This window comes from Amycolatopsis sp. H20-H5 (assembly GCF_035828755.1).
Classification (GTDB): domain Bacteria; phylum Actinomycetota; class Actinomycetes; order Mycobacteriales; family Pseudonocardiaceae; genus Amycolatopsis.
Genome location: NZ_JAYMZS010000048.1, coordinates 17,567 through 36,350 on the forward strand (window position 1 = coordinate 17,567; position 18,784 = coordinate 36,350).

Annotated in this window: 11 protein-coding genes; 7 read left to right on the forward strand and 4 right to left on the reverse strand. The window is 69.9% G+C overall.

Annotated elements, in window-relative coordinates; translation table 11 throughout:
* Nucleotides 1-37: 37 nt before the first annotated feature.
* Both QMK34_RS24820 and QMK34_RS24825 read right to left on the reverse strand, forming a co-directional pair.
* A complete protein-coding gene (locus QMK34_RS24820; protein ID WP_326416723.1) occupies nucleotides 38-3,289 on the reverse strand; it encodes a DNA topoisomerase (ATP-hydrolyzing) in 3,252 nt (1,083 codons plus the stop codon).
* A gap of 103 nt (nucleotides 3,290-3,392) precedes the next feature.
* Entirely contained in the window at nucleotides 3,393-6,443 is a 3,051-nt protein-coding gene (locus QMK34_RS24825) for an ATP-binding protein (RefSeq protein WP_326416756.1), read from the reverse strand.
* Nucleotides 6,444-7,124: 681 nt separating this feature from the next.
* Here QMK34_RS24825 and QMK34_RS24830 point away from each other — a divergent pair.
* The 4 genes from QMK34_RS24830 to QMK34_RS24845 all read left to right on the forward strand — a co-directional run bounded on the left by QMK34_RS24830 (nucleotide 7,125) and on the right by QMK34_RS24845 (nucleotide 14,273).
* Nucleotides 7,125-11,165 carry a Pls/PosA family non-ribosomal peptide synthetase gene (locus tag QMK34_RS24830; protein WP_326416724.1) on the forward strand — a complete coding sequence of 1,347 codons (4,041 nt, stop codon included), beginning with the start codon at nucleotides 7,125-7,127 and terminating at the stop codon, nucleotides 11,163-11,165.
* The gene (locus QMK34_RS24835) at nucleotides 11,162-11,821 is read left to right on the forward strand and encodes a BPL-N domain-containing protein (RefSeq protein ID WP_326416725.1); all 660 of its coding nucleotides are present in this window, start codon (nucleotides 11,162-11,164) and stop codon (nucleotides 11,819-11,821) included. Before QMK34_RS24830 ends, QMK34_RS24835 begins: the two co-directional genes overlap by 4 nt.
* A gap of 68 nt (nucleotides 11,822-11,889) precedes the next feature.
* On the forward strand, nucleotides 11,890-13,098 hold the full coding sequence (locus QMK34_RS24840; RefSeq protein WP_326416726.1) for a heparan-alpha-glucosaminide N-acetyltransferase domain-containing protein: 1,209 nt from the start codon (nucleotides 11,890-11,892) through the stop codon (nucleotides 13,096-13,098).
* A 200-nt stretch (nucleotides 13,099-13,298) separates the two neighbouring features.
* Nucleotides 13,299-14,273, forward strand: coding sequence for a hypothetical protein (locus QMK34_RS24845; protein WP_326416727.1), 975 nt, complete (start codon nucleotides 13,299-13,301; stop codon nucleotides 14,271-14,273).
* Here the strand turns inward: QMK34_RS24845 and QMK34_RS24850 are convergent.
* Nucleotides 14,270-15,676, reverse strand: a complete 1,407-nt coding sequence (locus QMK34_RS24850) for a glycoside hydrolase family 76 protein (protein ID WP_326416728.1) — start codon at nucleotides 15,674-15,676, stop codon at nucleotides 14,270-14,272. The two genes, QMK34_RS24845 and QMK34_RS24850, sit on opposite strands and share 4 nt — an antisense overlap.
* Before the next feature lie 159 nt (nucleotides 15,677-15,835).
* Here QMK34_RS24850 and QMK34_RS24855 point away from each other — a divergent pair, with 159 nt between their 5' ends.
* The 3 genes from QMK34_RS24855 to QMK34_RS24865 are packed head-to-tail and all read left to right on the forward strand — an operon-like array spanning nucleotide 15,836 to nucleotide 17,927.
* Nucleotides 15,836-16,933 (forward strand): LLM class flavin-dependent oxidoreductase, encoded by a 1,098-nt coding sequence (locus QMK34_RS24855; RefSeq protein WP_326416729.1) that lies wholly within the window; start codon nucleotides 15,836-15,838, stop codon nucleotides 16,931-16,933.
* Between the two features lie 22 nt (nucleotides 16,934-16,955).
* The gene (locus tag QMK34_RS24860; RefSeq protein ID WP_326416730.1) at nucleotides 16,956-17,558 is read left to right on the forward strand and encodes an FMN reductase; all 603 of its coding nucleotides are present in this window, start codon (nucleotides 16,956-16,958) and stop codon (nucleotides 17,556-17,558) included.
* A 51-nt stretch (nucleotides 17,559-17,609) separates the two neighbouring features.
* Nucleotides 17,610-17,927 carry a hypothetical protein gene (locus QMK34_RS24865; RefSeq protein ID WP_326416731.1) on the forward strand — a complete coding sequence of 106 codons (318 nt, stop codon included), beginning with the start codon at nucleotides 17,610-17,612 and terminating at the stop codon, nucleotides 17,925-17,927.
* On the opposite strand, the gene QMK34_RS24870 is transcribed toward QMK34_RS24865, so the two are convergent.
* Entirely contained in the window at nucleotides 17,909-18,487 is a 579-nt protein-coding gene (locus QMK34_RS24870; protein WP_326416732.1) for a phosphatase PAP2 family protein, read from the reverse strand. The two genes, QMK34_RS24865 and QMK34_RS24870, sit on opposite strands and share 19 nt — an antisense overlap.
* Between the last annotated feature and the right edge of the window lie 297 nt (nucleotides 18,488-18,784).

Here is an 18,784-nt window from a genome sequence, read left to right on the forward strand (position 1 = left end):
TCCTGAAAGACCCTTTCATGACACTTGAGAGGCGGGATCAGCCTCGTTCGATGAGGTGGCCGACGACCTCGGGGCCGGGGTGGGCGTGGCCGGAGCCGTCGCGCCGGATGTCGACCTCGGGGAGTTCGACCGGGTCGCCGTTGCGGGCCGAACCGGCCGGGCGTGGGCCGATCCACGCGACCACCAGGCCGGTCTCGCCCTTGAGGAACCGGTGCGCGCGGACGCCGCCGGTCGCGCGGCCCTTCGCCGGGTACTCGCTGAACGGCGTCACCTTCACACTCACGCCTGTCGCCGTGATGACCATCGGATCGCCGTGCACGCTGTCGTCGGTGCGCAGCGCGGCGAAGAACACCGCGTGGGCGTCACCGTTGAGGTTGATCCCCGCCATGCCGCCGCCCTTGAGGCCCTGCGGCCGCACGAGCAAAGCGGCGTAACGCAGCAGGGACGCTTCGGACGACATGAACACGAGAGTCTCACTGCCGTCGGTCAGCCAGGTCGCGCCGACGATCTCGTCGCCGTCCTTCAGGCTGATGATCTCGAACTCGTCCGAGCGGACCGGCCATTCGGGCGCGCAGACCTTCACCACCCCGCGGCGGGTGCCGATCGCCAGGCCCGGCGACTCGGTCGGCTGGTCGCTCAGCGGGGCGAGCCCCACGACGTGCTCGCCCTTCTCCAGCGGTACCAGCTCGCGGGCGGGCATGCCGCCGCGCAGCGACACCGTGCCCGCCTGCTCCGGCAGCACCGGCAACGGGAGCACGTCCGTCTTGAACGCCCGGCCCCGGTTGGTCACCAGCAGCACCTGACCGCGAGCCGTCGAGTGGACCAGCGCCGAGACGGCGTCGTGTTTGACACGGCCGTTGCGACGGCGTACTTCCGACGCCTCTTCGGACTCGGCGGCCGTCCGCGCGACCAGGCCTGTCGCGGACAGGATCACCTGGCACGGGTCGTCGGCGACTTCGAGCGGTCCGGCGGGCTTCGACGCCGCGAGGACCTCCTTGAGATCGCCGTCGATGAGCGCGGTGCGGCGCTCGGTCGGGAAGTCCTTGGCCACCTTGGCCAGCTCGGCGGAGACGAGCTTCTTCAGCACGGAGTCGTCGTCGAGGATCTTCGACAGCTCGGCGATCTCGTCGCGGAGCCTGTCCTGCTCGGCTTCGAGCTCGAGCTTGTCGAACTTGGTGAGGCGGCGCAGCGGCGTGTCGAGGATGTACGTCGCCTGGATCTCCGACAGCTTGAACCGCTGGATCAGGCTTTCCTTGGCGGCCTGCGCGTTGTCGCTCTCGCGGATCAGCTTGATCACCTTGTCGATGTCGAGCAGGGCCTTGAGCAGGCCCTCGACCAGGTGGAGCCGTTCCTCACGCTTGCGGCGGCGGTAGCGGGTGCGGCGGGTGACGACCTCGTACCGGTGCGCGAGGAAGACCTCCAGCAGCGCCTTGAGCCCGAGCGTCTGCGGCTGGCCGCCGACCAGGACCAGGTTGTTGATGCCGAAGGACTGCTCCAGCGGCGTGAGCCGGTAGAGGTCGGCCAGCAGCGCCTGCGGGTTGACCCCGACCTTGCACTCGACGACCAGGCGGGTGCCGTTCTCGCGGTCGGTGAGGTCCTTGACGTCCGCGATGCCGGTGAGACGCTTGGACTTGTTGACCTCGTCGGTGATCTTCTCGATCACCTTCTCCGGCCCGACGCCGTACGGCAGCTCGGTGACCGTGATGGCCTGACGGCCGCGGCTGCCTTCGAGCGGGCCGGTTTCGACGTTGGCGCGCATGCGGACCACGCCGCGGCCGGTCTCGTAGGCCTTGCGGACCTCGTCGAGCCCCAGCAGCATGCCGCCGGTCGGCAGGTCGGGGCCCGGGATGAACTCCATCAGCTTCTCGAGCGTCGCGGCCGGGTGTGTGATCAGCCAGCGCGCGGCGGCGATGACCTCGCCGAGGTTGTGCGGGATCATGTTGGTCGCCATCCCGACCGCGATCCCGGAAGTGCCGTTGACCAGCAGGTTCGGGAACGCCGCGGGCAGCACGGACGGCTCTTCGAGCGAGCCGTCGTAGTTGGGCCGGAAGTCGACGGTGTCCTCGCCGAGCTCGCCGACCAGCAGCATCGCCTCGGGCGACATCCGCGCTTCGGTGTATCGCGAGGCGGCGGGGCCGTCGTCGGGGGAGCCGAAGTTTCCGTGGCCGTCGACCAGCGGGACGTTGAGCGAGAAGTCCTGCGCGAGGCGGACCATCGCGTCGTAGATCGCCGTGTCGCCGTGCGGGTGATATTTACCCATGCAGTTGTGGACGACGAGGCCGTCAACGACGAAGGCGTGCTCTTCGGTCCCGACCTGGATGTCGTAGGTCGTGTCCTGCGCGACCGGCTCGACGGACTCGACCTTGAGGAACGAGTAGCCGGCGTCTTCGCCGTTTATCGGCGAATCGATGCGGCGCAGCTCGGCTCGTCCGGACCAGCGCCTGAGGCACTTGGCGAGGACGGCCGCGTCGCCGTCAGCCACGGCCAGTTCGCCCGAAGTCCTGCGTTCGGCGGGGATCCCGGAATCGGCGAGCATGGCGTAGACCTGCTTGAGCAGCGCCTCGGCCAGCTCGCCGAAGACGATCTCGCGGCGGTCAGCGTGCACCGACCCGGCGCGGTCGAACAGGCCCGCGAGGAACGGCATCCATGCGGACCGGTCGTTGAGCAGCTCGGCCGGAACAAGGGTCTTCGCAGTAAGGCCGGTCAAGTACGCGTCGGAACGATTGCGGTCGAGTCCCTGGTGCCGATCGCTGCCGTAACCGACCGTGAGGCTGCCAGCCAGATCACGCGCGTCTGTCCACTCCAACGACGAATCGTCCGAGACGGTCCGGAAGCGCTGGCCCGGGGTCACGAGCATCGTGTGGCCGTTGGACCACGTCACGCGGACCAGGTCCGACGCCGGGTTCTCGTAGACCTCCGTGACCGGGACGGCGTTGCCCTGGGCGTCGAGGACGTTGTCGCCGACCTCGATCGTCTCGATCGGGCGCAGACCGGACGGGGTCGACACCAGCGCGCCGCGCACGAAGCAGTCACCGACGACGCGGGACGACTTCACGTACGCGTGCGACGGGCGATAGCCCTGCTCGTGCATCGAGAACAGGATGCGGCGGTGCACCGGCTTCAAGCCGTCGCGGGCGTCGGGGAGCGCGCGGGAGTGGATGACCGAGTACGCGTACTCCAGGTACGAGTCCTCGATCTCCGTCTTCAGCGGGTTGTCGAAGACCTGCGCGCCCGCCCGGTCGAACGCACCGGGGTCGACCTTGGTGGTGGTGCCCTTGCGGCGTGCCATTGCTCAAAGCTCCTTGAATAGCAACGAAAACTCAGCTGACTGTGTCCTTCGCGAGCCCGCGCTCTGTGGTCGTCTTGCGTGCCGCGAGTTCATCCGCGCCGTCCTAAATGTCGATGGCTTCACGGTCGACCCGGTCGGACGACTGGACGAGCCAGTTGCGCCGGGGTTCGACCTTCTCGCCCATGAGCAGTTCCAGCGCGGTCTCGGCGGCGTCGACGTCGTCGAGGGTGATGCGGCGGACCGAGCGGGTGGCGGGGTTCATCGTGGTGTCCCACAGTTCGTCCGCGTCCATCTCGCCGAGGCCCTTGAACCGCGGCACCGGGGTGACGATCTGCTTGCCCGCCTTCTCCAGCTCGGCGTATTTGAGCTCCATCTCCCGCTGGGTGAAGGTGAAGTGCGTCTCGGGGTTGCGGCCCTTGGTGACCAGTTTGTGCAGCGGCGGCATCGCCGCGTACAGCCTGCCGTCCTCGATCACCGGGCGCATGTACTTGGCGAACAGCGTGATCAGCAACGTCCGGATGTGCGAGCCGTCCACGTCGGCGTCGGCCATCAGGATGACGCGGCCGTAGCGCATGACCGGCAGCTCGAACGTGCGGCCGCTGCCCGCGCCGAGGACCTGGACGATCGACGCGATCTCGGCGTTCTTCAGTGTGTCGCCGAGACTGGCCTTCTGGACGTTGAGAATTTTGCCGCGCAGGGGCAAAAGTGCCTGGTACTCCGACACTCGGGCCATGCGCGCGCTGTTGTGGACGAAGACGCCCGCTTCGAGCGCGAAGTTGTGATAGCCGTCGACGGTCAGGTCGTAGACGTCGGCTGTCTCCGTCAGCGCCTCGACGGAGACGACGCTGTGGTTGACGTTCGAGATCGCGTCACGCAGGCGGGCGTAGTCGCCGTCGTAGTGCGCGAGCAGGCGCGAGAACCGCAGACCGGTGCGTGCGGTGTTCTTGCGCCGCGTTTCGTAGGCGTCGGCCAGTTCGGCGTCCGGCAGGGACAGCAAACCAGACAGTCGCTTGAGCGCGGCGATCCGGCGGCCCTCGTTCTGCTTGGCCACTCGCTCCTCACGGGGCACCGATGCCACGTACTGAGCCCGACCGGCCTGCACCTTGGCCAGGTGGCCGGTCTCGGGATCGCTCAGCCGGATCTTCATCCGGAGCGGGTGTTGCTGACCGAACTCCGGGTGCTTCTCGTGCCAGGCTGTCACCGCCGCGCGCTGCCTGTCGCGCTCCGCCGGGTCGGCGAACTGCTCGGCCGTGGCCTTCGAGCGCCAAGCGAGCAGCTCCGCGTCCTGCCATTGGGCGACGGACCGCTCGCTCCACTCTTCCCGGCGGCCGGGACGGTCGGCGAGGTGGTGCGTGTAGACCCACTCGTCGCGGTCGTTCATCCAGACGCGCTCGTAGCCGTCCAGTTTGTCGCTGGCCTTCTTCGACGAGACCGACCGGTGCAGCGGCATCAGCGAGTCTCCGGGCCGCAGCGCGTCGGCGCGGCGGTAAGAGCCGTCACGGAGCCGGAACAGGTGATCCGGCGTGCAGCGGACCGATTCCTCGTTGTCCAGGGTCACCTGGACCAGCGGCGCGTCGTGCTTGGTGATCCGCGGCTCGACGAGAGGCGCGACGACGACCCGTCCTGCCTTGTTGGTCGCGTACCCGAAGTGGGTGATGCCCTTGTCCCAGTCGGCGGTGAGGTCGGCGAACGAGCGGCTCTCGCCCGACGCCAGCGCCACGTGGGTTTCCCCGACAAAACAACCGAGGGCGGAGTCGCCCTCCACCAGGAAAAGCTCACTGCGGGAGACGCCGGTAGTACGACAGTCGACGAGCTTCGGCGGCATCGACGCGCCTTCCAGCGCGGTCTTGCGGCGGGCCGCGTCCTTCTGCTGCTTCTGGGTGAGGCGGACGCGGGCGGCGTCGACCACCTTCTGCAGGACGATCTTGGCCTCGGACTTGGTCCTGCGGTCTTCGGTCCAGGCCTTGATCTGCTTCTCGACGACGCCCTGGATGACCTTGGTGATCCCGGCCGTGGACAGCTCGTCCTTCGTCTGCGAGGTGAACTGCGGCTCGGGCAGCCGGACGTGGATGACCGCGGTCATGCCCTCGAGCACGTCCTCGATCGTCGGCGGGTCCTCCTTGGGCTTGAGCAGCCCGCGGGTCTTGGAGATCGCCTCCTGCAGCGCTTTCGTCGCGGCGCGGTCGAAGCCCTTGCGGTGGGTGCCGCCGTGGACGTTGCGGATCGTGTTGGTGAAGCACTCGACCGTGCGCTCGTAGCCGGTGCCCCAGCGGAACGCGACCTCGATCTCGGCGCGACGCTCCACATTGGACTTCATCACGCCGTTCTCGTCGGCGGCGTTCTCCTTGTACGTGCCCTCGCCGTTGATCAGCAGGGTGCCGCAGACCGGCTTCTCGCCGCCGGGGCTGAGGAAGTCGACCATGTCCGACAGCCCGTGCGGGTAGTGGAAGGTCTCCTCGGTGATCGTGTCCTCGATGGCGCTGCGCAGCACGTACGTGACGCCGGGGACCAGGAACGCGGTGTTGCGCATCTTCGCGCGCACGCCCTCGAGGTCGAGCGCGGCGCCGGTCTCGAAGTAGCGGGCGTCGTACCAGTAGCGGATCGACGTGCCGCCGCGCTCGCCGCGCTTCATCTTGCCGGTCACGTTCAGGCCGGAGCGGCGGTTGAACTTCGCCTTCGGGCCGGGGCCGTCGAAGACGCCGGGTGCGCCGTGGGCGAAGGACATCTGGTGGACCTGGCCCTCGCGCTTGACCGTGATGTCGAAGCGGTGGGACAGCGCGTTGACCGCCGAAGCGCCGACGCCGTGCAGGCCGCCCGACGTCTTGTACCCGGACCCGCCGAACTTGCCGCCCGCGTGCAGCCGGGTCAGCACCAGTTCGACGCCGGACAGGCCGGACTTGCCGTGCACCCCGGTCGGGATGCCGCGGCCGTCGTCGTCCACCTGGATGCTGCCGTCGGCGTGCAGGGTCACCGTCACGCGCGAGGCGTGACCCGCGACACCTTCGTCCGTCGAGTTGTCGATGATCTCGGCGAACAGGTGGTTGATCCCGCGGCTGTCGGTGGACCCGATGTACATGCCGGGTCGCTTGCGGACCGCTTCCAGACCCTCGAGATGCGTCAGGTCGTCGGCCCCATAGAGGCTCTCAGCAGTCACAGGGTCCTTCTCCAGGTCGTGGCTCATGAGCTTGCTCCCCGCCCCAGGCCTACTGCTCCCGGCGGGCGGCGTCAACCCGACACCGTACTGCAGGATATCCGGCCCCTCCGACAGCTTTCGCGCACTCGCCCCCGGGTGTTGCGGCCGGCGACGGCCACCCTGTCGCGCGACAGGGTGTCACACAAGCCTGACACCGCCCGGCCGCCGCCGGTTCGGAAACCGTTCATCCGGCCGCTGACGGTTCTTTGAGAAGGCAGGACAGAGCAGTTCCGTAGCGTGTTTAGCTACGGTCAAAACGACGGTTACTCGCGAATCGCGCAGACACTCCCGAGTGATGTCACTCTCTGCGATCCATTGTTGCGGACAAGGACGGCGGGATCCCGTTCGGTGCCGCGCGACGGCCGGATTGGCCGAGGGTGCGGGTCAAACGCAAATCGTTGCACTCCAACGCTTAGGCAGCCGTATACGAACTCTTTGCGCTGGTCGTTCCCGTTGTCCGGGCGCGAACGTGATCTGGGTCCCCACGATGGTTCGCGCTGCCACGATGTGGTTACCTGGGTGTAACACGTTCGGCTGAACGGCCGATAGGGCGTTGGTATTTCCGGAATGGCACCCGTACATCGACGTAAGGAGCTTTTGCGTGCGCGTTTTCGGTGAGCCGAGGCCGGGGAGAGTGCGATCGTGACGACGATAGGCCTTTTCGCGGGCGAGCTCGGCGACCTCGAGCAGCTCGACAAAACCGAGATCATGGCCGCGGTGGGCCGTCGCCTGCACCACGTGTTCGAGCGCACCGCCGCGCGGACGCCCCGTTCGATCGCCGTCGAGCACGAGGACGACAGGCTGACCTACGCCGAGCTGGACGCGCGGGCGAACCAGCTGGCCCACGTGCTGCGCGAGCGGTGGATCGGCGCGGGTTCGCGGGTCGCGATCCTGCTGCACCGCTCGTTCGACACCTACGTCGCGCTGCTCGCCGTCGGCAAGGCCGGCGCCGCGTTCGTGCCGATCGACCCTGCCTCGCCCCCGGACCGGGTCGCCTACATCGCCGAAGACGCGCAAGTCGACCTGGTGCTGACCTCGTCGGCGCTGGCCGGTGGCACCGCGGAGCTCGCCTGCGCGGTGCTCGACCTGGACGCCGTCGTCGCCGCGCTGGCCGCCGCGCCCGCCACCCGGCCGAGACCCCGGCCGAGACCGGCTCCGGCCGACCCCGATCCGGCCGCGTACATCATCTACACCTCCGGCTCCAGTGGACGGCCGAAGGGCGTAGAGGTCGCGCAGTCGAGCATCTGCAACTTCCTCGACGTCGTCCCGAAGGTCTACGACGTCCGAGAGCCGGACCGCGTCTACCAGGGCATGACGATCTCGTTCGACTTCTCCATCGAGGAGATCTGGCCCACTTGGGCGGTCGGCGCCACGCTCGTCGCGGGCCCGGCGGACTCCCGGCGCCTCGGCGCCGAGCTCGCAGATTTCCTCGAACAGCGGCGCATCTCGGTCCTCTACTGCGTGCCGACACTGCTGGCGACCATCCCGCGTGAGCTGCCGCTGATCCGCACCCTCCTCGTCGGCGGCGAGGCCTGCCCGCAGCAGCTCGTCGAGCGCTGGGCGGGCCCGCACCGCCGCATCCTCAACACCTACGGCCCCACCGAGGCCACCGTGACCGCGACCTGGGGCGAGCTGCTCCCGGGGCGCCCGGTGACCATCGGCAAGCCGCTGCCCACCTACTCCGCGCTGCTGCTCGACGAAGACCGCAACCCGGTCCCCTTCGGCGAGGTCGGCGAGATCTGCCTCGGCGGGCCAGGGGTCGCCCGCGGCTACGTCGGCCGCCCGGAGCTGACCGCGGACAAGTTCTTCCGCCACCCGCTCGCCCGTGATCGCGGCAGGCTGTACCGCACCGGCGATCTCGGCCGGTTCACCGAGGACGGCGAGATCGAGTACCTCGGCCGCGCCGACGCCGAGGTCAAGATCCGCGGCTACCGCGTCGATCTTGGCGAGATCGAGAACGTCCTGCTGGCCGACCCGGCGGTGTCCGAGGCCGTCGCGGCCCTGATCGCGCCGCCCGAACCGGCGGACGCTCCGGCCGAGCTGGTCGCGTTCATCGTGCGGCACCCGGGTGACGAGCCCGACGCGGACGTCACCCGGCGGCTGGCCGAGGAGGCCCACAAGCGGCTGCCCGCGTACATGGTGCCCGCGTACCTCGACGTGCTGCCCGGATTGCCGACCATGCCGAGCGGCAAGGTCGACCGCCCCAAGCTGAAGTTCCCGTCGGGCAAACGGCTCACCTTCGCCGAGGGCCCGGTCGTGGCCGCCGAGGGCGAGCTGGAGACGCAGGTCCGCGCGGCGTGGGCCGAGGCTTTCGGGCTGGAGCCGGACGCGTTGTCGGTCGAGGCCGACTTCTTCGCCGACCTCGGCGGGCACTCGCTGCTCGCCGCGAACGTCGTTTCGCTGCTTCGCGCGCGGGGTGTCGGGTCGAGCCCCGCTGTGCGTGACCTCTACGCGAACCCGACCGTGCGCGGGCTCGCGGCTCATCTGGACGCCAAGCCGGAGTCCTCGGTGACCGCCCCGCCGCGGCTCCCGCCGATCCGGCACTCGCGCCCGCGGATCGCCGGGGCAGGTGGCGCGCAGGCGTTCGCGATCTACCTGCTCCTGCTGCTCATCACGCTGCCAGTGTCCTATGTGTACACCCGGAACGACGGTGACGTCTCCGTCGGCGTGCTGGTCGAGCTGCTGATCGCGATCCTGGTCAGCTACCTCGGTGTGCGCTGGGTGGTGCCGCCGCTGGTGGCGCGCCCGCTCGCCGCCGGGATCAAACCGGGCCGGTACAAGCTCTGGGGCGCGACCTACGTCCGGCTGTGGGCGCTCGACCTGCTGCTGGCGGTCGGCCCGCTGCCGGTGCTGAGCGGTTCGCCGCTGATGGCCTTCTACCTGCGGGTGCTCGGCGCGCGCGTCGGCACGCGGACCACCATCGCGACCAGCTCGATCAGCCTGCCCGCGATGGTCCACATCGGACACGACGCGTCGGTCGGCTACGGCGTGGTGCTGCGGCCGTGGCGGGTCGAGGACGGCTGGGTGACGGTCGCGCCGATCACCGTCGCGCCGGGCGCCTTCGTCGGCGCGAACGCCGTGCTGGAGCCGGGTGCGACGATCGGTGAGCGGGCGGCGCTGGGCGAGCAGTCGGTGCTCGGCCAGGACGAGACCGTGCCCGCCGGCGCGCGCTGGTCGGGTTCGCCCGCGCAGCCCGCCGAGGCGCTGGAGCCGACGGCCGAGTCGATGATGGCGACCGGCGCCGAGCCGCGCGGCTGGCGTGCGCACCACCTCGCCGCCGCGGTGTTCGGCCTGACCTTCCTGGAGATCGTCGCGATCGCGATGATCGTGCCGGGCGTGGCGCTGGTCTGGTGGGCGCTGCTGAGCTGGGGCGTGCTGGCCGGGCTGCTCGCGACGATCTTCGCCGGGCCGGTGTTCGTGCTGACCGTGTGCGCGGTGGTGGCGGTGGGCAAACGGGTCGTGCTGCACTCGGTGCCGATCGGCGTGCACCCGGTGCGGTCGGCGCTCGGCGTGCGCAAATGGGTCGCGGACAAGCTGCTGGAGTTCAGCCTCACCTTCACCAACTCGCTGTACGCGACGCTCTACACCGTGCCGTGGCTGCGGCTGCTCGGCGCCCGCGTCGGCAGGCGCGCGGAGGTTTCGACCGCCGCGCATCTCGACCCGGACCTGCTCACGCTCGGCGCGGAGAGCTTCGTGGCGGACATGGCGAGTGTCGGCTGTGCGACCTTCGCGAACGGCCGTGTCACGTTCCTGCCCACCGAGGTCGGCAGCCGGGCGTTCGTCGGCAACGCGGCGTTCCTGCCCGCCGGGACGACCATGGGCGCGGGCTCGCTGCTCGGTGTCGGCACGGTGCCGCCGCGCGACGGCGTCCCGGAGGACTCCTCGTGGCTGGGCTCGCCCGCGATGAACCTGCCGCAGCGTCAGGACAGCGGCGACTACGGCGAGGAGGAGACCTTCTCCCCGCCGCGCAAGGTGGTGGCGCACCGGCTGGCCATCGAGTTCTTCCGCGCGACGCTGCCCGCGTCGATCCTCGGCGTCAGTTTCTATCTGTACCTGCTGGTGCTGTCCGGATTGGCGCAGGGCAACGACCTGCTCATCCCGGCGCTGGTCTCGCCGCTGGTGGCGATCGCTTCGGCGCTCGCGGTGATCGGGTACTGCGCGGCGACGAAACGCAACCTCGTCGGCGAGTACCGGCCGCGGGTCGAGCCGCTGTGGAGCCCGTTCGTGCGGCGCGCGGAGTTCGTGACCGGGCTGTACGAGGCGGCCGCCGTGCCCGCCGGGATCGGCATGCTCGTCGGGACGCCGTTCCTGCCGCCGGTGCTGCGCTGGTTCGGCGCCGACATCGGGGCGCGCACCTGGATCGGCACCACCTACCTGACCGAGTTCGACCTGGTCCGCATCGGCGACGACGCGACCGTCGGCACGGAGTCGTCGCTGCAGACCCACCTGTTCGAGGACCGCGTGATGAAGATGTCGTACGTGACCATCGAGGCGGGCGGCACGATCGGCACTCGCGCGATCGTGCTCTATGACGCCGTCGTGGGGCCGCAGGTCTCGCTCGGTTCGCTGTCGCTGCTGATGAAGGGCGAGAAGCTGCCGGAAGGGACCCGCTGGCGCGGGATCCCCGCGCAGGGCGTCACCACGCTCGCGCCCGCGACACTCGAGGGAATGGGTGCCCGGTGAGCGGACCGCTCGCGCTGGTCTATCGCGGCCCGGCGACCACTGAAGGCTGCCCGGAGGCGGTCGCGCACCTGCTGAAGTCGAGCCGGTGGGACTTCGACGTCCGTTATGTGGGGCCGGACGAGGACCTCAAACTGAAGAGCAAGAACCTCGACGGCGCGGCGCTGTACGCGCAGCCCGGCGGCGGCACGCTGGAGGACGCGTACCCGCATCTGAAGAAGCGCCGGGACGCCGTGCGCGAGTTCGTCGCGGGCGGCGGCGCGTACCTCGGGTTCTGCCTCGGCGGGTATCTCGCCGGTGCGACGCCCGGGTTCGGCCTGCTGCCCGGGGACACCGACCAGTACATCGGGACGAAGGCCGCGACCGTGAGCCACGACGGCAACGCACTCGTCCGGGTGTACGGGAGCGGCCGCGCGCACACACTGTTCTTCCAGGACGGGCCGTACTTCTGGCTGGAGCCCGGCGCGGCCGCCCAGGTGCTGGCACGGTACGCGAACCAGGAGATCGCCGCGCTGGTCACCGGGTTCGGCGCGGGCAAGGTCGGCGTTGTCGGCCCGCATCCCGAGGCCACCGAGGACTGGTTCACCGACGTCGGCCTGGCGGTGCCACGCGACGGCGGGCTGGGCCTGGAGCTCGTGGACGCGGTGATGGCCCGGTGACGACCTCAGCGACGATTCCAGTGACGATTCCAGCGACGATTCCAGCGACGACTCCAGCGACGACCCTGGTGGCCGAAAAGCCTGTCGTAGCGGTAAAAATCGATGGCGCGAAGAAGCGGCTCGTCGCGGTCGACGCGACCCGCGGGGTGGCGTTGCTCGGCATGATCGCCGTGCACTCGCTCTACGAGTCGACCGACGCGGGCTCGCCGACGTGGTCGTTCGCCGTGTTCGGCGGGCGCGCGGCGGCGGCGTTCGCGGTACTGGCCGGGGTCGGGATCGCGTTCATGACCGGCCGGAAGCGGGTGGGCGCGGCGGCGGCGAAGCCGACCATCGCCGCGCTGGTGACCAGGGCGCTGGCGGTGTTCGCGATCGGGCTGGTGCTCGGCTCGTTTTCCGACGCGGCGCTCGGCGCGGTGATCCTGCCCTACTACGGCGTGATGTTCCTGCTCGCGGTGCCGCTGGTGTTCCTGCCGACCTGGCTGATCGCCGTGGCGGGCGCGGGCTTCGCGCTCGGCGTCCCGGCGCTGAGCCACGTCTGGCTGGCGCACCTGCCGCAGGCGAACCTCGACAACCCGGTCTTCGGCGACGTGCTCCACCAGCCGCTCTCGTTGGTGACGGAGCTGGCCGTCACCGGCGAGTACCCGGCGTTGCCGTGGATGGCGTACCTGTGCGCTGGGCTGGTCGTCGGGCGGCTGAACCTGAAGAGCGTCAAGGTCGCGGCCGCGTTGCTGGCCTCCGGCGTGGTGCTGGCCGTCGGCACGGCCGTGCTGTCGTCGCAACTGCTGAACCGCTGGGGCGGGCTCGCGCACATCTGGGCCGCGGCGCCGGGCAGCGACCTGACCACGGCCGAGACCAGCGAGCTGCTGACGCTGGGCGGCGACGGGACCGTGCCGCCCGACTCGTGGTGGTGGCTCGCGGTCAACGCGCCGCACACCAGCACGCCGGTCGACCTCATCGGCACCACCGGCGCCGCGCTCGCCCTGCTCGGTTTGCTGCTCCTGCTCGGGCACGTCACCCACAAGTGGGTACGCCGGGTCGTCACCGCCGTACTGAGCCCGCTGGCCGCGGCGGGCAGCATGACGCTGACGCTGTACGTCGCGCACATCCTGTTCATCAACTCGGACTATGACCGCTACGACGCGACGCTGGGGTACATCCTTCAGGTGATCGCGGTGCTGCTCATCGGCCTCTGCTGGCGTGCGACCGCCGGGCGCGGCCCGCTCGAATCGCTGGTGACGGCGCTGGCCGGGCTGGCCCGGCGGCTCGCGTCGCGCTGAGCTCCGCAGCTCCTCCGCAACTCCGATGGCTTCCCTGCCCCTGAAGGCCACCTTCACGGCGTAAAACGCCGTGAAGGTGGCCTTCAGGGGCATCCAGGGACCGGGGTTCACCGCCATTGGGCGGTGACCGATCGTGACCTTTGCCGCTTTTCGGCGGACTGCGTGAGGCGTTAGAGTGTCACCTGTCACAGCGAGGGGCGGTGACCGTACCCGGGGGCGGTGGCGTGATGATCGTGCTGACGCGTCCTACCCGGCCGTCCGTGCTCCGCCGGACGCTGACCTTGTGTTATTTCGTGCTCCCGGTCCTCACGGTCGGCATCCTCGCCTTCCTGCCGTTCATCCACGCGGCCTTCCGGCTCAGGCGCCCCGGGGTGTGGCTCTCCCTCGCGGTGTACGTGGTGCTCGACGCCACGATCATGGTCCTGTTCGGCCTGTCCGACCCCACAGGGGGAATCTCCGACGTCTACGGCAACCTGGCCGTCGCCAGCGCGCTGCTGGTGATGGTCGTGGCCTGCGTCCAGCTGGCCAGGCTGCGCCGCGACGTCCTGTCCGCGCCCAAGGTGCTCAACGGGGTGGTCAACGGCGTGCACTGCGGGCTGTTCTCGGTCGACATCGCGAACTCGGGCGCGGTGGGCCACGACAGTGAGGCCTTCGTCCGGCTCCGGCGCGCGCTGTTCCGGACGCTGGAGGAGTCCTTCGAGGCGAGCGGGATCGACTGGCCGTCGTGTGTCCGGCAGGACACCGGCGACGGCATGATCGTGGTCGTCCCGCCGCAGTTCCCGAAGTCGCTGCTGCTGTCCCCGCTGCTGGACAACCTCGCGGCGAGGTTGTGGCACCACAACGACGCCGCGGGCGAGGGCGTGCGGATCCGGGTGCGCGCGGCGGTGCACTCCGGCGACGTCCGGATCGACGAGTACGGCGTCACCGGGCGCCCCAAGCTCGTCCTCGCGCGCCTGCTCGACGCCCCGCCGCTGCGCGACGCGCTCGCCGGTGCCGATCCCGCCGCGCCGCTGGCCGTGCTCGTGTCCGATCGGTTCCACGACGACGTGGTGGACAACGGCGACCCGGCGCTCGACCCGCTGAGCTACCACCCGGTCCTGGTCGAGGTGAAGGAAACCGAAGTCCGCGCCTGGCTGCACCTGCCCCGGTTCCCGCGGGGCGACAGCACTGGCTAGAGCGCCGCGACGAGGACGTCGAGGGCGCTGTGCTGGCGCGCGGCGTCGGTCTTGTCGAGCGGCCCCGCCCAGTGCAGGCCGTGCTGGTCGAGCGGGGTGTGGTTGTTCGCGATCGTCGAATTCGCTTGCCGCACAAGGTAAGCGTGATACGGACGGCCGGGAAGCGCCCGGTCCAGCTCGCCGAGGCCGCGGGCGAACGCGCCCTTGAACGACGGCCCGTCGGCGCCGCAGTCGCCCGTCTCGCACGGGTCGCGCAGGATGCCGCCGGAGTTCAGTGAGGACGTCGTCGTCGCGGCGTCGGCGATCTGCCGGGCGCGGGTGAGCAGTGCCGCGTCGCCGGTCGCGCGGTTCAGCTCGGTCAGCGCGCCCAGGACGATGCCCTGGTTGTAGCTCCAGACCGTCCCGGCGGCGGCGCAGGATCCGTTCAGGCCGTCGTCGACCAGGTTCGAGCCGGTGATCATCCCGCTCGCCGCGAACCACGCCCAAGTCTGGTTCGCGCGGCTCAGCCAGGTGCTGTCGCCGGACAGGCGGTTGTGCAGCGACGCCGCGACCTTGACGAACAGCTCGTTGGTGACGGCGTTCTTGTACGTCTTCGCCGTGGACCACCAGAGTCCGCCGCCGCAGGTCCCGTCGCGGTAGGAGTACAGGTAGTTCGCCGCCGCGACGGCGGTGTCGAGGTAGCGCCGTTCGCCGGTCAGGTCGAACGCGCGGATCCAGGCCAGCGCCCACCAGCCGGTGTCGTCCAGGTAGTCGTTGGTGAAGTTCGCGCCGTGGTTCTTGTCGAACGTCACGCCGATCGCGTAGCGGTAGTTCGGCGAACCCGTGCGGACGCTGTAGTCGAGGATCGAGGTGAGGGCGTTGGCCGAGTTCCACCAGCCCGTCGTCTGCCAGAGCCCGGTGCCGTTGTCGTAGTACTGCATCAACGCCGTCGCGGCCGCTTCCGTGCGGTTCGCGGCGGCGACGGTCGTGCGGACCCACGGGGTGCAGGTGACCTCGGGCCGGTCGCCCGCCTTGCCGCAGGCGCGCAGCGCGCCGAACCGATGCGTGCCAGGGTCGTCGACGTTGAACATCAATGTGCGCCAGCCCCGCTGGCCAGCCGGGATCGTCGTGGTGCCGATGCGGCTGTCGGCCGACCACGTGCGGCCGCCGTCGAAGGACCGGTCGAGCCAGGTCTCGTCACCGGGCGAGCCGTTGCCGATGCTCGCCCAGCCCATGTCGTCGCCGTCGGACAGATGCAGCGCGACCGTCCGGCTCCAGATCGCCGACGAACCGCCCGCGCGGTCTCCGGCGGCGACGGCCGGGTCGCGGCCGTCGCAGTACTTCGCGCAGATTGCCGTCGCGGGGGCGGCGGGGGTGAGCAAGGAGGATACGACAGCGGCGGCGAGCAGCGCGGTGATCCACATGGCCCGAGTGTGATCCCCGTCATAGGTCTGTACCAGTAAGTCGCCCGACCGGACGAGGCCGTTCGGCGGGTGCGGGGGACCCGGGGCCCCGGAATATCTCTCGCGCGCTTATAGTTGAGCGCTCAAGTAAAGGCAATGAGGGTGAGTGAGGAGAAGGTCATGCAGTTCGGAATCTTCACGGTGGGCGACGTGACCGCGGATCCCACTACCGGCAGGACCCCGACGGAGCACGAGCGCATCAAGGCCATGGTCGCCATCGCGCTCAAGGCCGAGGAGGTCGGCCTGGACGTGTTCGCCACCGGCGAGCACCACAACCCGCCGTTCGTGCCCTCCTCGCCCACGACGATGCTCGGGCACATCGCGGCGAAGACGTCGAAGCTGATCCTGTCGACTTCGACCACGCTGATCACCACGAACGACCCGGTGAAGATCGCCGAGGACTTCGCGATGCTGCAGCACCTCGCCGACGGTCGCGTCGACCTGATGATGGGCCGCGGCAACACCGGCCCGGTCTACCCGTGGTTCGGCAAGGACATCCGCCAGGGCATCCCGCTGGCCGTCGAGAACTACGCGCTGCTGCACAAGCTGTGGCGCGAGGACGTGGTCAACTGGGCGGGCAAGTTCCGCACGCCGCTGCAGGAGTTCACCTCGACGCCGCGCCCGCTCGACGACGTGCCGCCGTTCGTCTGGCACGGCTCGATCCGCAGCCCGGAGATCGCCGAGCAGGCCGCCTACTACGGCGACGGTTTCTTCGCGAACCACATCTTCTGGCCGACCGACCACTTCCGGCAGCTGATCGAGCTCTACCGGCAGCGCTTCGAGCACTACGGGCACGGCTCGGCGGACCAGGCGATCGTCGGCCTCGGCGGGCAGGTCTTCCTGCGCCCCCACTCGCAGGACGCGGTCCGCGAGTTCCGGCCGTACTTCGACAACGCGCCGGTCTACGGCCACGGCCCGTCGCTCGAGGATTTCACCGACCAGACGCCGCTGACCGTCGGCAGCCCGCAGCAGGTCATCGACAAGACGCTGACCTTCCGCGAGCACTTCGGCGACTACCAGCGCCAGCTGTTCCTGCTCGACCACGCCGGACTGCCGCTGAAGACCGTCCTCGAGCAGCTCGACCTGCTCGGCGAGCAGGTGATCCCAGTGCTGCGCAAGGAACTCGACGCGCTGCGCCCGGCGCAGGTGCCGCAAGCCCCGACCCACGCCTCGCTCAAGGCCGCGCGCGACGCTGAAACCGCGTCCGCGCTCGCCTGACGCACTGAAGGAGAAGACGCTCATGCCGGTACGCAAAGTGGCCGTGGTGACGGCCGGGTTGAGCAAGCCTTCGTCGACCCGGCTGCTCGCCGACCAGCTCGCGAAAGCGACGTCGTCGGCGCTGGCCGAGCGGGAGGTCGAGACGGAGGTCGAGGTCTTCGAGCTGCGTGACCTCGCGCTCGACATCACCAACAACCTGCTCACCGGGTTCCCGAGCCCGGCGCTGCGGACCGTCATCGAGGCGGTGACCGCGGCCGACGCGCTGATCGCGGTCACCCCGGTGTTCACGGCTGGCTACAGCGGGCTGTTCAAGTCCTTCTTCGACGTCCTCGACACCGGCGCGCTGGCGGGCAAGCCCGCGCTCATCGGCGCGACCGGCGGCACGGAACGGCACTCGCTCGTGCTCGATTACCAGATGCGGCCGCTGCTGGCCTACCTGCGCGCCGAGCCCGTGCCGACCGGCGTGTACGCGGCGTCGTCGGATTGGGGCAGCACTGATCAGGGCGGCCTGCACGCACGGGTGAAGCGCGCGGCGGGTGAGCTCGCGGACCGTGTCGCGGGACGGGCGCCCCAGGAGGCCGGGATCGAAGCCGTCGTGCCCTTCGAGAAACTGCTCTTCGGCTGACAGGGCCGATTTCCGCCGGTGGGTGGCGATGCGGGCGGGCAGGCTGGCGGCATGACCGTTGACGAGCTGTGCGTGTCGCTCACCGCGCGGGGCTGCCGCGCCATCACCCTCGGTCATCCGCGCGACGACGCCTCCGTCGCCGACCTCGCCAGGGAGGTCGCGCGCCGGTGGGAAGCAGCCGGGGGAGTCGTGCTCGACGTCGTCGACTGGCCGGAGCGGGCGGCGTCGTGGCTGCGGCAGGCCCGCCGGTTCACCGCCGGTGGGCCGGACGCCTGGGTGGTCTGCGGCGGTGGGCCCGGCTGGGACGGGCTTCGCGGACGGCTCCCGCCGGGCTGGGCGCCGGAGCGGACCTACTTCCTCGCCGCCTGAGTCCACTGTGGACGTTCGCGGATCCGGTCGAGCAGCCCGGCCACGGGCTTGACCAGCAGTGATCCCGCAGAACCGACCAGGACGCCGACCGCCAGGCCGGCCAGCACGTCGTGGACGTAGTGCGCCCCGACGTAGAGCCTGGTCGCCGCCATGAGCAGCGTGACGACCGCCGCGAGTACGCCCCAGCGGCGGTTCAGCAGGAACACCGCCGCGGTGAAGGCGGCGAAGATCACCGTGTGGTTGCTGGGGAACGAGTAGTCACCCGGCGCGTCGCAGGGCAGCACGGTCGCCGCGGACGGGATCGCCTGGCACGGGCGTGGTTCGGCGACCAGTTGCTTGATGCCCGAGTCCACGGCGTAGGCGACGACCACGGCGGCCGGGACCCAGAGCGCCCGTGCCAGCGTCTCGGAGCCTTCGCGCCGCAGGTGCCACAGAATGACCAGGGCCGCGAGGGCGAGCAGGACCACGCCGTACTCGGTGAACGCCACCACCGGGCCGTGCAGCCAGGGTGTGGCCTGCGCGAAGCCGGTGATCGCGACGAACCAGCCGGAATCGATCATGACTCCGACGGTACGAGCGGTTGCCCCAACGCCAGGTGTACGAATGGTTAACCGGCGGTTTGTCTTACAACGCGTCTGAGAACTGACGTAGCAGCCGCCGCTCGAAGCCTCGAGCAGCTGTCCTTCGAAGCCGCCTACCCTCCACAAAGGACGGAAAGTCCACCCGTTCGCCCGCTCTATGCCGCCACGACCGTTTCGCGCGTGCCCCTGAAGGCCACCATGACGGCGTTAAACGCCGTGAAGGCTCCCATCAGGGCATATGGCAAGTCTGGGGTCGCGACCGAAGGGGACTTCCCT

Excerpts from the sequence above, each read along its gene's own strand:
- QMK34_RS24820 (WP_326416723.1), bottom strand. The coding sequence starts at position 3,289 with ATGGCACGCCGCAAGGGCACCACCACCAAGGTCGACCCCGGTGCGTTC.
- QMK34_RS24850 (WP_326416728.1), bottom strand. The coding sequence starts at position 15,676 with ATGTGGATCACCGCGCTGCTCGCCGCCGCTGTCGTATCCTCCTTGCTC.
- QMK34_RS24855 (WP_326416729.1), top strand. The coding sequence starts at position 15,836 with ATGCAGTTCGGAATCTTCACGGTGGGCGACGTGACCGCGGATCCCACT.
- QMK34_RS24860 (WP_326416730.1), top strand. The coding sequence starts at position 16,956 with ATGCCGGTACGCAAAGTGGCCGTGGTGACGGCCGGGTTGAGCAAGCCT.
- QMK34_RS24865 (WP_326416731.1), top strand. The coding sequence starts at position 17,610 with ATGACCGTTGACGAGCTGTGCGTGTCGCTCACCGCGCGGGGCTGCCGC.
- QMK34_RS24870 (WP_326416732.1), bottom strand. The coding sequence starts at position 18,487 with ATGATCGATTCCGGCTGGTTCGTCGCGATCACCGGCTTCGCGCAGGCC.